The sequence below is a fragment of the Pseudomonas sp. KH_050 genome (assembly GCF_057838875.1).
Window position 1 is genome coordinate 4,052,812 of the sequence record NZ_CM174478.1, and the last position, 14,121, is coordinate 4,066,932.

Sequence of the window (14,121 nt, forward strand, 5' to 3'; positions counted from 1 at the left end):
TGTCTTTACAGGAGCGCTCAAAAATGGCCTCAATCAATGTCCGTGTGGACGACGACCTCAAAACCCGCGCTTACCGTGAGCTGGAACGTTTGGGGGTGACACCGTCTGAACTCATGCGACAAACCTTGCAGTACGTTGCTGAGCGCGGTCAGCTCCCCTTCCGGCCTGTACTCATGACAGAGGAGGATGAAACCCTCATAAACACCGTACGTGAGCGATTGGCTTCTCCGCAGCGCGTTAAGGTGACGCTGGATGACCTATAGCCTTGAGTTCGATCAGCGCGCACTGAAGGAATGGCACAAGTTGGGAGACACGATTCGGCAGCAGTTCAAGAAAAAGCTGGCTGAAATCCTGGAGAGTCCCCGCATTGAGGCCAACCGCTTACGCGAGCTGCCAGATTGCTACAAGGTAAAGTTACAGAGCGCAGGCTACAGACTGATCTACCAGGTTATAGACCAAGAAGTTGTGGTGTTCGTGGTCGCTATCGATAAGCGTGAGAATGAAGCCGCGTATCGGAAGGCATCAGAGCGACTCAAATGAATAACTCCCCTACCTCTGCCACATGTCGTCATCCGGGAAGAAGGCGCGACCTTTGTTGGTGGGCGGCAGCTCGAAATGACTGTTAAGCCCTCCGCGCAGAGCAATACTCCACAATGAGCTGAGAGACCGCTGCCACAATCGCCTGATCCGCTTCAGCAGAGGCAAACAATCGAAACTGCGCATCCGGTAAATCCGGCAACCCGTGCGCCGCACCAAGAACCGCCAGTCCCTGCGCCAACTGACTGACCGCCATGGGCGCCACCGCGAAGCCAGCCAGCGCCGCTGCCCGCAACCCGGCAGTGCTGGTGCATGAAAGCGCCGTACGTTGGGCGATCCCCGCCTGCGCCAGCCGCGTCAGTGCTGCCTCGCGATACGGGCATGGCTCGGGGAACAAGGCCAGCGGCAACGGCGTCGGTAACCGGGTGACGGGTTGCGCCGACCAGGCCCACACCAGCGGTTCTTGCCACAGTAGCAGCCCCGGTTCTTTGGTTTCGCACAGCGAACCGATGACCAGCTCCAGATCACCTTGCTTCATCAGGTTCAGCAACGTGCCGGGAATGCCCACCTGCACGTCGATCTCCATGCCCGGGTACTGCGCCGCAAAATCCTGAAATGCCCGAAGTAACCGCGCTTCGACAAAATCCTCGGACACCCCGATCCGCACCCGCCCGTGAAACGGCGTGCGTGTCAGTTGCGCCCAGGCATCACGGTTCAGCGCGAGGATCGTGCGCGCATAAGCGATCAGGCGCTCGCCATCGGCAGTCAGTTGCTGGGACCGGGTCGTACGCTTCAACAGCGGTTTACCGACCTGATCTTCCAGTCGCCGCAAGTGACCACTGACCGCAGACTGGGTCAGGTGCAGCTTATCGGCAGCCCGGCTGAAGCCTTCTTCATCGACGACAGTGACAAATGTTTTGAGCAGCAGAACATCGAACATAGTTATTTACGTGATTAATTGCCTGTTTATTTGCGATTTATATTATAAATAAAACTATGTTGCAATGCCTCGCACTTCCCCATCGCCCGAGGCACTCCATGACCATCCTCCTCCATATCGAATGTTCCCCGCGCAAACAGCGTTCGGCCTCCCTTGAAGTCGCCCGCAGCTTCATTGCGCGCTATCAAGAAAACACCCCGGATATAGAAATCATTACCCTCGACCTTTGGAACATGGCTTTACCGGAATTCGATGAGTTGGCAATGGACGCCAAATACGCCGGGCTCAATGACACGCCCTTGACCCCGGAGCAGCAAGACGCCTGGAACACCCTGGAAGATCTGGCCGCGCACCTGCACCGCGCGGACGTCCTGGTGATGTCCGTACCGCTGTGGAACTTCAGCATCCCGTACAAACTCAAGCACTTCATCGACTTGGTGTCGCAGAAAGACATCCTGTTCAGCTTCGACCCGGAACGCGGTCTGGAAGGCATGCTGCACAACAAAACCGCCGTGGTGATGTACGCCCGCGGCCTGGATTTTTCGGCGCAGTCGATCACACCGGCGCAGCGCTTCGACTTCCAGAAGCCCTATGTGGAAGCCTGGCTGCATTTTATCGGCGTGAGCGATATGCACTCGGTGATTGTGGAGAAAACCATCCTGGGGGAAGACGTTGACCTCAGTGCGCGTGAGGTCGCGACTCAGCAGGCCAGGAGGTTGGCAGACAGCCTTGGTAGCTGACGCTTCAGGTGCTGGTTTGTCGCGTCAAAAAAAGCGACCTGTAGAGATCAATGCCGGTCAGTTAAGGAATTTGTGGCTTCGCACATTCCCCGTAGCAGCTGCCGAAGGCTGCGTCAGGCTTCGCCAACTGCTACGGTTCGCTTAACGTCTTAACTGACTGGCATTGACCTGTAGGGATCGCCCATTTTCATTGCGGCTCATCGAACAAACGGAGAGAACACATGAACCGCTTCCTGGCTATCGCTTTGCTGGACTTCCTGGATAAAAAATAATGGAGCAGTTTGCGCGGCGATTTTCACCACTCGATCCGACCTCCAGAGAGCCTATCTACCGGCAAATATACTGGCGGTTCCGCGGCGCGATTACCGACGGCGTGCTCACACCGGGAGAGCGGATTCCCGCGGCCCGGGCACTGGCGAAAGAACTTGGACTGGCGCGAGGGACCATCGATACCGCGTATTCGCTCCTGACCGCCGAGGGCTACATCCAGTCTCGCGGCCAGGCAGGCACGGTCGTGGCGACGGGTCTCAACGTCAGGGCGCCCTCTTCCCCAGCGGAGCGAACATTCAGTTCGGCCGAAGGCACCTCGATCAGGCATAAGGCGCCGGTCCTGCCCTTTCAGATGGCCCTGCCCGCACTGGACGCCTTTCCAAGGAAAATCTGGTCGCAACTTGGCGCACGCTGCGTTCGCGCCACACAGGTTGCGGACATGGCCAATCCGTCGGTCTATGGGCTGGAATCGTTGCGCACCGCGATTGCCACCTACCTACAGCTCGCGCGTGGAATTAACTGCCAACCCTCCCAAGTGTTCGTGACCTCGGGATACCGAAACACGCTGGCGTTGATCGCTCATGCACTGCTCAAACCTGGAGACCGCGTGCTCGTTGAAGACCCTGGCTACCCTCCCACCCGACAGTTGCTGGAACATCTTCAAATACAGGTCGCCCCGGTTCCGGTCGACCAGGACGGCATGCTGGTCGCGCAAGGTGTGAACGGCTCGAAGGGCGCGCGTGCGGCCGTCGTCACACCGGCCCACCAGAGCCCCCTGTGCGTGTCGCTGTCGCTGCCGCGGCGCCTGGAGCTGCTGGAGTGGGCGACCCGGCAGCAAGCATGGATTGTCGAAGACGACTACGACGGCGAGTACCGCTACATCAGCCGCCCCCTGCCCGCGCTCAAGAGCCTGGATCGCGATGGCCGGGTGCTCTATGCCGGCACCTTCAGCAAGGTGCTGTTTCCGGGAATCCGCCTCGCGTACCTGGTTGTGCCTCAAACGCAGGTCGAACGATTCGAACAGGTCAGCCAGATATTCCTGGGAGGCTGTCCGGAACTCACCCAAGCCATCGTCGCAACCTTTTTGACCGAGGGCCATTTTGCTCGGCATATCCAGCGGATGCGAAAACTCTACGGCGAGCGCCGGGAAGCGACCGCGAGAGGGCTCAAGAAAGCCCTGGGCGACCATATCCGTATTGATGCTCAGCCCGGAGGCATGCACCTGATCCTGCGACTGACGGAACAACAGTCCGATCGTTCGCTGGTCGAGCGCCTGCTGCAAGCGGGTATTTACGCAGAAGCCCTGACCGACTGGAGTATCTGCGGCACGAGCGACTCCGCGCTGTTGCTCGGGTTCGCCAATATCGATTCGGAGAACACCGCCGAACAGCTTGGCAAACGCATCCTCGAGTTGATGTGAAGGTACCGGCGCGGCAAACCATGACCGCTGCCCGATGAACATGGCCCATTCAAACGGCCGATTCTTGGACCTTTTGCGCAAATCCAGCAGAGCCCATGATCTCCGCACTCAACACTATCGACCGGAAATAATCCGATGCCCACCCCTGCCCCACTTCGTAGCATTGCTGTTTTCTCTGGCTCCAATTACGGCTTCAATCCTGAATATATTGAAGGTGCCCAGGCCTTGGGTCGGGAAATCGCCAAACGCGGCCTGCGACTGGTCTATGGCGGCACCAACAAGGGTTTGATGGGCGTCATGGCCGATGCCGTGCTCGCCGAGGGAGGCGAAGTCATCGGCATCATTACTCGCCTGCTGTTCGACCTCGGGCATCTGCATGGCGGCCTGACCCGGCATGAAGTGACGCAAGACATGCGCAGCCGAAAGACCCGCATGAGTGAATGGGCGGATGCATTCATTGCCTTGCCGGGTGGCCTGGGGACATTTGAAGAGCTGTTTGAAGTCGCGACACTGACTCAACTGGGTGAACACCACAAAGGTGTTGCCTGCCTGAACATCGGCGATTTTTTCAATCCGGTTCGCAGCCTTCTCGACCATGCCGTGAAAGAAGGCTTCATGAAAACCGAACACAGCGAGATGCTGATCTTCAACACCGATCCGTCTGCGCTGATCGATGCGCTTGAGCAGTGGCAAGCCCCAACCGTAACGAAATGGATTGGCCCTCAGGGCTCTTGAACTCCGGCCATTCCTCCAGGTAGCTTCTCCAGGTGATCAGGCTATGCATTGTCGAGGCGTTCGCGCAGAAACTCGATAAACCGTTGGGTTTTCGCGGGCAACAGCCGCGTCTCGGTGAGGGCGTAAACCGAGATGGGCGAAGCCTGCCACTGCGGCAAGACTCTGCGCAGCGTGCCATTGGCCAGATCTTGCGCAGCGATACCTTCGGCCAGTAATGCGATACCCAGATCCAGCGTCGCCAGACGTCGAATCATTCCTACGCTGTTGAGTTCGAATCGACCGCCAACCTCCACCTCCACCTCCCCTTCACTGCTGGAGAGCGTCCAGCGGTCGGCACGCGTTCCGCGCAGTCGCAGGCATTCGTGATGGGTCAGGTCCGAGGGATGAACAGGCTCACCGGACAGTTCAAGATAACGGGGTGAGGCGTAAAGATAGCGGCGCAAACTGGCGAGCTTACGGGCAATCAGGTTCGAACTCGCAGGCTCGCCCATGCGAATCACCACATCAACCGGCTCGCTCACCAGATCGACCTGACGCGGGGTCAGATCGAAATCGAAGCTGATACCGGGATACAGCCGGGCAAACTCCGCAATCAGCGGCGCCAGGTAGATGTTGGCGAAATCCACCGGGAGCGAGGCCCGCAACACACCGCTGGGTCTGGCAAGCATTTCCCCAAGCTGTTCATGGGCCAGCCTGGCTTCGTCGACGATGCGTTTGCAGCGATCGAAGTACAACTGCCCCGCCTCGGTCAGCTCGATCTTGCGCGTTGTGCGATGCAGAAGCCTTAGCCCGATTTCCTTCTCGAGGCCACTTATCCGCCGAGACAGTGTCGAGTTCGGCATCCCCATCGCCTCTGCCGCCCGGCGGAAGCTGCGCGCCTTCACGACCTCGACGAACAGCGCCATGTCGTTGAGATACTCCAAAGCTATTGCTCCATCAGTGGAATAGTCATTTCAGTTTAACCCGGTTTATCCCGGATTCGGATTGATCAATGATAGCCACATCGTTTACTGAGGAGCACCGCAATGCATTCGCTTTTTTCTCAAGTCCAGCTCGGTCGCCATACACTGTCCAACCGCATGGTTATGGCGCCGATGACTCGCTCGCGCTCCGATGACTACGGGGTGCCGACCGAGCTGGTACCTACCTATTACGCGCAGCGCGCCGGTGCCGGCTTGATCATCACTGAGGGGGTGTTCCCTGTTGCCCTGGGCAAGGGTTACGTGCGCACCCCCGGCATCGAAACCGCCGAGCAGGTGGCCGCCTGGAAGCAGGTATCCGAGGCCGTACATGCTCGCGGCGGACGGATCTTCATGCAGTTGATGCATTGCGGGCGCATTTCGCACCCTTCGCTGTTGCCTGGCGGCGCCCAGCCACAGGCCCCCTCGGCAATCAAACCCGCGGGCCAGACCTGGACCGCGACGGGCCTTCAGGACTTCGTCACCCCCCATGCGCTGAGCGTGGTCGAGATTGCCGCGGTCATCGAGGGCTACCGTCAGGCGGCACGCCTGGCCATCGAGGCCGGTTTCGACGGTGTCGAGTTGCACGCCGCATCGGGCTATCTGCCTGAACAGTTTCTCTCGACGGGCAGCAATCAGCGCACTGATGAGTACGGTGGATCGGTGGAAAACCGTGTTCGCTTTGTACTGGACGTGCTGGCCGCAATCTCGACGGAGATTGGTGGTGATCGTGTTGGCCTGAAGATCTCACCGGAAATGAACTTCAACGACATCGTCGATGCCAACCCACAGGAAACCTACACCTGGCTGGTCGAGCAGCTCCACGGGCTGAATCTCGCCTATCTGCACGTGGCCCTGTTCGGCGCCAGCATCGACTACCACGCCCTGTTGCGTCCACTGTTCGACGGCAGCTACCTGATCGGTGGCGGACTCGATCAGCACTCCGCCGAATCCCTGACCGCTGAAGGCCGGGCAGACGCGGCAGTGTTTGGCAGCGCCTTCCTCGCCAACCCCGACCTGCCCGAGCGCTTTCGCACAGGCGCTGAGCTTAATGCTCCGGACAAGGACACGTTCTACGCACCGGGCGCGCAAGGGTATATCGATTACCCGGCCATGAGCCCGGCACCAAGCGCCTGAGGAAACTGCCATGACGACCGTCGCACGACTACAGCGAATGAATCACGGCAGCCACTTCCGGGCGTTCACCTTGCGGGGCGGCCAGTGCGCCGAACCCATCGACCCCTTCCTCGCGGTCGACCATGCCTGGCTCAGCGGGCCGACTTTTGCGCCGCACCCACATGCTGGTTTTTCAGCAGTGTCCTATGTGTTTCTTGATTCCGAAACCGGGATTGATAACCGGGACTCGCTGGGCAACCGCAACCTGATTCGGCCGGGTGGGCTGCACTGGACGGCGGCGGCTACCGGCATGGTGCGTTAGTGCCCCTACCTTACTGCCAGGAGAATCATCATGACGTACGAAAAATTCAGTGCCGACAATGCCGCCCTGCTGTTGATTGACCACCAGGTGGGGACGATGGGCTGGGTGAAATCCATTCCGTTCGAAGAGCTGAAACGCAACGCGCTGATGCTCGCCAAGGCGGCCAGCATTCTGAAGCTTCCGGTGGTACTGACCTCCAGCATGGAGGAGCACGCTCAGGGGCCGCTGCTGAGTGAACTGGAGCAGATCCTCCCCGCCGCGTTCGCTTCCCGCATCCAACGCCTGGGCATCGTCAACGCCATGGATGATGAAAACTTCGCCGCCGCGGTCAAAGCCACGGGCCGTAAAAAACTGATCATTGCCGGTGTCACCAATGACGTTTGCACGGTCTACCCGGCGCTGAGTCTGGTGCGTGATGGGTATGAAGTTCAGGTGGTTGCCGATGGTGGCGGCTCACCGAGTGTCATGGCCGATGACATCGCCCTGCGGCGCATGGATAAAGGTGGCGTGACGCTGACCACCACCAACCAGCTGATTGCGGAACTTGCCGGAAGCTGGGCTACGCCGCAAGGTGGGCAGCTGGTGCAAGTGCTGATGACCGCGCTTCAAGACTGAAGACTTCCGTGAGCGATTGGCAGAACTGCTCTGTGCGGTTCTGCCGATCTTCGTAGCGACGGGCATGTAAGCGTGAAATACCGGCCAGCCCAAAAACGCTAATTCGTGGACTGTCCCAAATCCAAACGCCAACCCCATCGGCCACCCACTCGCTACGAACGCAACGCATGGTCCGCAAGAGAATGCACTCCGCAGTGGAGCCGTGCGTGCACCTTACTCACCGGTTGGCGAAGACCTTCTTCGTATGCTCGCTACGACATACCGTTTACTCCCACCGCTGCATCGCGGCAATGTGCATAGAAGTTCTGCGCCAATGAAAGGAACGGTCGCTCAAGCGGACTTAAGGGCAAAACGCGAAACCGGGCGACTCAGGCCGTAGTGCTCGCGCAGAGTGCTACCCGCGTATTCATTACGGAACAGGCCGCGCTTGCGCAAAATCGGCAACACTTCATCGAGGAACACTTCAAAGCCCTCGGGGAATGCTGGCGGCATCACGTTGAAACCATCGGCGGCGCCACTGCGGAACCACTGCTCGATCAGGTCGGCAATCTGCACCGGCGTACCTACCGGCACCCAATGCCCGCGAGCACCGGCCAGGCGATTGATCAGCTGGCGCAGCGTCGGTTTCTCGCGGTCGACGATGTCGATGATCAACTTGAAGCGGCTGGACTGGCTTTCGCTGCTCTCGAAGTTGATCAGGTGGCGCGGGAATGGCGCATCCAGATCATGACCGGACAGGTCGACACCCAGCATGCGGCGTAGCTGGCCCAGCGAGATGTGCGGCAGGACCAGTTCGTTGAGCTCGTCGAACTTGCGCTGGGCTTCTGCTTCAGTGCTGCCGATGTACGGACTGATGCCCGGGAGGATCTTCAGTTGGCGAGGGTCGCGCCCCACCGCCTTCGCCCGAGCACGGATGTCGTTGGCGAATTCGGTCGCGCTTTGCAGGGTCTGGTGCGCGGTGAAAATCGCTTCGGCATGCATGGAGGCAAAATCACGGCCATCCTCGGAAGAACCGGCCTGCACCTGCACCGGTCGCCCCTGTGGCGAGCGCGGCGAGTTGAATGGGCCTTTGACTTTGTAGTGAGCGCCCACGTGGTTGATCGTATGCACCTTGTCATTGTCGGCAAACACCCCGGAAGTCTTGTCCAGCACCAGCGCATCGTCCTCCCAGCTGTCCCACAGGTCACCGACCACCTGCACGAATTCTTCGGCCTGGGCATAGCGGTCGTGGGCCGACGGATGTTTGTCCAGGCCGAAATTGGCAGCGGCTGCAGCCATGGAAGTGGTGACGATGTTCCAACCGGCGCGCCCCTTGCTGAGGTGGTCCAACGCACTGAACGAACGGGCCAGGTTGTAGGGCTCGCTGTAGGTAGTGCTGGCCGTGGCGATCAGGCCTATACGTTGGGTCACCGCGGCAATTGCCGCCAGCCAGGTGATGGGCTCGAAACGAATGCGCAAACCTTCACGCCCGCTTTCGGCCAGTGACGGCGAATCAGCGAAGAAAATCGCATCCAGCTTTTCGTGTTCAGCGCGTAACGCCAGTTGCTGGTAATAGCCGATATCCATGGAAGATTCCGGCACCGAATGCGGGTGACGCCAGGCGGCTTCGTGATGGCCGTTGGGATAGATGAAGAGGTTGAGGTTGAGCTGGCGTTCGGACATTTTCCGTTCCTTGAAAAAGAGTAAGTCTGAAAAATATGAGCCATAGAGGCTCAGTGCAGTTCGGCGAAATCGCTCAGCACATCGTCGCGCAAAGCGATGAAGCGGCTGTCACTGCGGTTGCGCGAGCGCGGCAGATCGATGTCGACAATGCGCCGGATACGGCCGGGGTTGGGCTGCATCACCACCACGCGATCGCCGAGGAATACCGCCTCATCAACATCGTGGGTGACCAGGATCATGGTGATTTTTTCCTTGGCCCAGATGTTTTGCAGCTCGCCCTGCAGGCGCGCACGGGTCAAGGCATCGAGGGCACCGAGCGGTTCATCCAGTAACAGCACGCTCGGGCGATTGACCAGGCCGCGGGCTATCGCCACGCGCTGCGCCATGCCACCGGATAGCTGATGCGGGTAGGCATCGATAAAGTCTTGCAGGCCGACCAGTTCGATGTGCTCACGCACGGTATCGCGTTTCTGCCCAGGGCTCAGGGGTGAATTCTTGAGGCCAACAGCGACGTTTTGTTCGACGTTGAGCCAGGGGAACAAGCGGTGATCCTGAAATACGATGCCGCGTTCCAGGCCAGTGCCTTCGATGGGTTTGCCATCCAGCAGGATGCGCCCATCATATTCTTCGTCCAGGCCAAGAATCAGTCGCAGCAGCGTGGATTTGCCGCAGCCACTGGCGCCGACGATGCTGATGAACTCGCCAGGAGCAATGTCGAGATGGATGTTGTCGAGTACTTGCAATTGAGTCGAACTGCCCGGTCGGGAAGCGAATCGCTTGCTGATGTTTTCCAGGGTCAGGCTGTTGTTGAGCATGTTGCAATCCTTCTGAAAGTACCAATCAACGAGGAACGATTCCATACAGGCGCTGCATCCGCCGCTCAAGTGTCCGGGCCAGTGCATTGAGGCCCCAGCCCACCAGGCCGATAACCACCATCCCGAACAACACCAGGTCCATCATGAAATGTTCGCTGCCATCAATCAGCGTATTGCCGATCCCCTCCCCCGATACCAGCAGGTATTCGGCGCCGATGGTCGCCAGCCAGGAATAGACCAGCGCCAGGTAAAGCCCTGTGAAAATCGACGGCAAGGCGGCGGGCAGCATGACCCCGACGATGGTTTGCCAGCGGGTGAATCCGTACACCCGAGCCACTTCCAACAGGTTGGGCGGGACATTGCGCAAACCGTCGCAGGTATTCACCACCACAGGCACCAGTGCTGCCAGTGACAGGAACACCACCTTGGCCACATCGCCCAGGCCGAACCACACCGAAATCAGCGGGATCCAGGCGAACAGAGAGATTTGCTTGAAGGTATTGAAGCTCGGGCCTACCAGACGCTCGAAATACCGCGACAGGCCCAACAGGCAACCCAGTACCAAGCCCAGCGTGGTGCCGATAAAAAAGCCACTGAGGTTGCGCGCCAGGCTGGCGGAAATTGCCCGCCAGAATTTGCCCGAGGCCATTTGATCCCAGGCCGTCGCGGCGACTTTTTCCGGTGAAACGAGCAAGCCCGATTGGCTCCAGCCCTGATTCGAAGCCAGCCACCACACGGCAATGGCGGCAATTGGCAAGACCCAACCGCGATATCGGCGGCTACCGCTGCCTACGGCAATCATCGCACTCATGACTGGCGCCCCCCGGAAGCTGGGCGACCACGATTCAGACGTCGCTCCACGTAATCGAAACCGCGGTCTATCAACAGACCGAGCGTACCCACCACCACAACGGCCGCCATCACCAAGTCCAGTTGAAATAGCTGGCGCCCATAGACGATCAGGTAACCCAGCCCCTCACTCGATGCCACCAACTCGACCACTACCAGCGATAACCAGGCTTTGGTGAAGCCCAGACGCAAACCGGTGAACAGCGTCGGGATGGCCGCCGGCAAGACGACGGAGGTGACGCTTTGCCGACGACTGAAACCGTAGGCTCGGCCGACTTCCAGCAGCCCCTTGGGTGCCTGGTGGAAAGCCTGCAAGGTACACAGAGTGATCGGCACCATGGCCGCCTTGGCAATCAGCACATACTTGAGCGTCTCGCCGATGCCGAACAGCAGCAAGGCAAACGGTAACCAGCCAAGTACCGGTATCTGCACCAGCGCGTTGAAGCTGGGTAACAGATAGTCCTCTACTGTCCTGGACAGTCCCATGGCCAGACCCAGGGCCATGCCGATGAAGGCGCCCAACGTAAATCCGACGACAACCCGCTGCAGGCTGGCGGACGCGTTCAGCCAGAGATCGCCGGTGGTGACCAGATCCGACAAGGTCTGGTAAACGTAGGCTGGCGGTGGTAGCACCTGCTCTGAAAGCCAGCCGCGTTCCACCCCCAGGTACCATAAGCCAAGCAACACCAGCGGCAATAGCCAGGGCAAGGCTTTGTCACCCAGACTCAAAGACCAGGCAGACGTGCGCGGCACCTCAACCTTGCGAACTGGGCGGGCCGGTGACGGTGGCAAACGTTTGACGTTGTCGCTCGCAAATCCCGGCGCCGTGTATTGCTCTAGTCTGACGGTCTGTGCCCTGGCCATTTGCCTAGCTCCCTTGCTTGCTGGTCGCGGCAGCTACTGCATTGCCAGCCGGCTGTTTGCCATCCGGGCCGTAGGGCGTCCAGTAGTTCTCGAGCCCCTTGGTTTTCAGGGATTTTTGCAAATAGCTGGTTTCGAACCAGCCATCGATACTGACGGGGCGACGGATGAGCTTTTCTTCCTTGGCTTGATCCGCCACGGCCTGATAGCGGCCAAGCAGGAAATTGTCGACCAGAGGCGAGGCTCTGTCCCGGATGCTTACACCGGTAAAGTCAGCGCGTAGTGACTCCGCAGGTTCATTACTCTTGGCCCATTCAGTGAAGACAGCATCGCGATGGCTGTCCTCCGACGTCCATTTCGCCGCGTCCACCAGCGTATCGACGACCTTTTGCACCTTGTCCGGATGTTCTTTTTCATAGGCACTCCGAACCACCAGTGCTGTCTGCCGGGTGTAGCGCACATCCTGAGTGGGATTGTCGTAAACGATGTCGATCAGGCCTTTATCGCGCAGCTTGAACAATTCGCGACCGCCGAATGCGGCATCCACTCCATTGGATACCAATGCTGCCTGAGTGCTTCCGGTATCGAGGTTGATCACCTTGATATCGCGCTCGGTAAGGCCATGCTCCGCCAAAAGGTTGATCGTCACCAGATGGCCGTTGGTTCCACGAAAGATCGCCACCTTTTTGCCTTTCAGATCCTCGATCCTTTTGAGGTCAGACCCTTTGGGAACTGCCAGGTAAAGATTGGCACGTACGCCCAGTGCGGCCAGCAGTTTGGTGTCCAGTCCGTTGGAGCGCCCGACGACTGCGGGCAGATCGCCCTGGTAGGCGAAGTCAAGTTGCTGGTTTGAAAAGGCTTCGTTTACCGCGGGGCCAGCCCCCTTGAAGAAGAACCATTGCACCTCGGTCCCGGTTCCAGCGAAGGCCTTTTCCAGCAGTTGTTGATTGCGCACGATACCCAGGGGCGACCCACTGAAGGTTACCGGGTCTCCGCCGCCGGCCGTCGCTACACCAATACGCAATACATCGGCCTGGGCCAGGGGTATTGCAAGAATCGCAGCCAGTGCTGCAGCGATGCTGCCCTTGCGAAACAGGGGGATATTCTTGAGTTCCATGTGCAGGTCTTCCTTGTGTCAATGAGACTCGGCCTGTCAGGCGGCGAGGTGTTTTTTGTCGGCTTCGGTTTTCGGCGAGCGGGTATCCGGGCTCGGCTTGAGCGCTTGACTCAGGCGACCGTCCACGCCGACCGGCACATCACCGTCGATGGTGGTTCGGCGCACGACGCGCCGGGCATCGCCGTAGTCGTTGATCGCAATGTGCTGCGTGGCGCGGTTGTCCCAGATCACCACGTCACCCTCTTGCCAGCGCCAGCGCACGGTATTGTCGACATGGGTAATACGGTCGTGGAACAGGCGAATCAGTTGTTTCGAATCGCTATTGCTTACACCCTGTATCTGTTTGACAAAGTGACCCAACAACAAACTTCTTTCACCTGACTCCGGGTGCACCCGCACTAAAGGGTGTTCGGTCTCGTAGACTTCGGCGGTAAATTGTTCGCGATAACGTTTTATACCCGACTCATCGGTGTTACGCGGCGCCGCATAGTCATATAAGTTGGTGTGCAATGCGCGCAGACTATCTGCCAGTTGTTTCAATGGCTCGGGCAAGTCGGCGTAAGCCGCCGCCGTATTAGCCCACACCGTGTCGCCGCCATAAGGCGGAATAACCACACCGCGCAAGATGGATATTTTCGGGTAATTGGCCACAAAGGTCACATCAGTGTGCCAGGAATTGGCCCGGGTTTCCTTGGCGTCCAGGTGCAGGATGGCGGCACTTTGCTCGGCAGAACGCACGGTCGGATGCGGTACCTGATCACCGAAGCGCCGGGAAAAGGCTTCGTGCTGAGCGTCATCCAGATGTTGGTCGCGAAAGAACAGCACTTTGTATTTCAGCAGTGCCTGATTAATAAATTCGAAGTTTTCAGCACTGATGTTCCCACTTAATTTCACGCCTTCCAGTTGCGCACCAATTCGACCAGCGACGGGTTTGATTTGAATGGCCATCGAGTTACCTCCTGTCCCACGAGTTGTTGTAGGACAGATCATAAAGGCATAAAACACGCCGTGACTAATCACCATTTAGTATAAAGATATAAGTGCGCCCCGTATAACAAAGCCTTTGCCAAACCTGGCGAAGCGCTATAAACGTCCGGTTATTAGCTCATAACTATTTCAATGGATAAAACGGAAAAAATTATTCAGCAGCGGAAACATTCCGC

The 14,121-nt window shown here is 58.7% G+C and carries 15 protein-coding genes and 1 pseudogene; 8 read left to right on the forward strand and 8 right to left on the reverse strand.

Going from position 1 to position 14,121, the window contains the following annotated elements; genetic code table 11:
• The first annotated feature begins 23 nt into the window (after positions 1-23).
• Both AC3IUA_RS18415 and AC3IUA_RS18420 read left to right on the forward strand, forming a co-directional pair.
• Positions 24-263, forward strand: coding sequence for a type II toxin-antitoxin system RelB/DinJ family antitoxin (locus tag AC3IUA_RS18415; RefSeq protein ID WP_489356051.1), 240 nt, complete (start codon positions 24-26; stop codon positions 261-263).
• Positions 253-540 (forward strand): type II toxin-antitoxin system RelE family toxin, encoded by a 288-nt coding sequence (locus AC3IUA_RS18420; protein ID WP_489356053.1) that lies wholly within the window; start codon positions 253-255, stop codon positions 538-540. Before AC3IUA_RS18415 ends, AC3IUA_RS18420 begins: the two co-directional genes overlap by 11 nt.
• Before the next feature lie 82 nt (positions 541-622).
• Here AC3IUA_RS18420 and AC3IUA_RS18425 read toward each other — a convergent pair whose 3' ends face one another.
• Positions 623-1,477, reverse strand: a complete 855-nt coding sequence (locus AC3IUA_RS18425; RefSeq protein ID WP_489356055.1) for a LysR substrate-binding domain-containing protein — start codon at positions 1,475-1,477, stop codon at positions 623-625.
• Positions 1,478-1,575: 98 nt separating this feature from the next.
• Between AC3IUA_RS18425 and AC3IUA_RS18430 the strand changes: the two genes are divergently transcribed.
• From AC3IUA_RS18430 to AC3IUA_RS18440, 3 genes are all read left to right on the forward strand, one after another.
• Positions 1,576-2,217 (forward strand): FMN-dependent NADH-azoreductase, encoded by a 642-nt coding sequence (locus tag AC3IUA_RS18430; RefSeq protein WP_489356057.1) that lies wholly within the window; start codon positions 1,576-1,578, stop codon positions 2,215-2,217.
• A gap of 271 nt (positions 2,218-2,488) precedes the next feature.
• Positions 2,489-3,907 (forward strand): MocR-like pyridoxine biosynthesis transcription factor PdxR, encoded by a 1,419-nt coding sequence (pdxR, locus tag AC3IUA_RS18435; RefSeq protein ID WP_489356059.1) that lies wholly within the window; start codon positions 2,489-2,491, stop codon positions 3,905-3,907.
• Positions 3,908-4,042: 135 nt separating this feature from the next.
• Positions 4,043-4,642 (forward strand): LOG family protein, encoded by a 600-nt coding sequence (locus AC3IUA_RS18440; RefSeq protein WP_489356061.1) that lies wholly within the window; start codon positions 4,043-4,045, stop codon positions 4,640-4,642.
• Between the two features lie 41 nt (positions 4,643-4,683).
• Here the strand turns inward: AC3IUA_RS18440 and AC3IUA_RS18445 are convergent, their stop codons facing one another.
• Positions 4,684-5,565 (reverse strand): LysR family transcriptional regulator, encoded by an 882-nt coding sequence (locus tag AC3IUA_RS18445; RefSeq protein ID WP_489356063.1) that lies wholly within the window; start codon positions 5,563-5,565, stop codon positions 4,684-4,686.
• A 102-nt stretch (positions 5,566-5,667) separates the two neighbouring features.
• Between AC3IUA_RS18445 and AC3IUA_RS18450 the strand changes: the two genes are divergently transcribed.
• The 3 genes and pseudogenes from AC3IUA_RS18450 (at position 5,668) to AC3IUA_RS18460 (ending at position 7,654) form a co-directional block, all read left to right on the forward strand.
• Positions 5,668-6,738: an alkene reductase gene (locus AC3IUA_RS18450; RefSeq protein WP_489356065.1), complete on the forward strand. Its 1,071-nt coding sequence runs from the start codon at positions 5,668-5,670 to the stop codon at positions 6,736-6,738.
• 10 nt (positions 6,739-6,748) lie between these two features.
• Positions 6,749-7,033 (forward strand): annotated as a pseudogene (locus AC3IUA_RS18455) (pirin family protein); the annotation flags it as partial.
• A 36-nt stretch (positions 7,034-7,069) separates the two neighbouring features.
• The gene (locus tag AC3IUA_RS18460) at positions 7,070-7,654 is read left to right on the forward strand and encodes an isochorismatase family protein (RefSeq protein ID WP_489356066.1); all 585 of its coding nucleotides are present in this window, start codon (positions 7,070-7,072) and stop codon (positions 7,652-7,654) included.
• Positions 7,655-7,984: 330 nt separating this feature from the next.
• On the opposite strand, the gene AC3IUA_RS18465 is transcribed toward AC3IUA_RS18460, so the two are convergent.
• Genes AC3IUA_RS18465 through AC3IUA_RS18490 form a run of 6 tightly spaced genes read right to left on the reverse strand, consistent with a single transcriptional unit; the run spans position 7,985 to position 13,906 of the window.
• Complete coding sequence (locus AC3IUA_RS18465) at positions 7,985-9,316, reverse strand: LLM class flavin-dependent oxidoreductase (protein ID WP_489356068.1); 1,332 nt, start codon at positions 9,314-9,316, stop codon at positions 7,985-7,987.
• Positions 9,317-9,366: 50 nt separating this feature from the next.
• The gene (locus AC3IUA_RS18470; RefSeq protein ID WP_489356070.1) at positions 9,367-10,131 is read right to left on the reverse strand and encodes an ABC transporter ATP-binding protein; all 765 of its coding nucleotides are present in this window, start codon (positions 10,129-10,131) and stop codon (positions 9,367-9,369) included.
• A gap of 25 nt (positions 10,132-10,156) precedes the next feature.
• Positions 10,157-10,942, reverse strand: a complete 786-nt coding sequence (locus AC3IUA_RS18475) for an ABC transporter permease (RefSeq protein WP_489356072.1) — start codon at positions 10,940-10,942, stop codon at positions 10,157-10,159.
• On the reverse strand, positions 10,939-11,844 hold the full coding sequence (locus AC3IUA_RS18480; protein WP_489356074.1) for an ABC transporter permease: 906 nt from the start codon (positions 11,842-11,844) through the stop codon (positions 10,939-10,941). Before AC3IUA_RS18480 ends, AC3IUA_RS18475 begins: the two co-directional genes overlap by 4 nt.
• A 4-nt stretch (positions 11,845-11,848) precedes the next feature.
• Positions 11,849-12,958: an ABC transporter substrate-binding protein gene (locus AC3IUA_RS18485; RefSeq protein ID WP_489356076.1), complete on the reverse strand. Its 1,110-nt coding sequence runs from the start codon at positions 12,956-12,958 to the stop codon at positions 11,849-11,851.
• 36 nt (positions 12,959-12,994) lie between these two features.
• Positions 12,995-13,906 (reverse strand): TauD/TfdA dioxygenase family protein, encoded by a 912-nt coding sequence (locus AC3IUA_RS18490; protein WP_489356077.1) that lies wholly within the window; start codon positions 13,904-13,906, stop codon positions 12,995-12,997.
• Between the last annotated feature and the right edge of the window lie 215 nt (positions 13,907-14,121).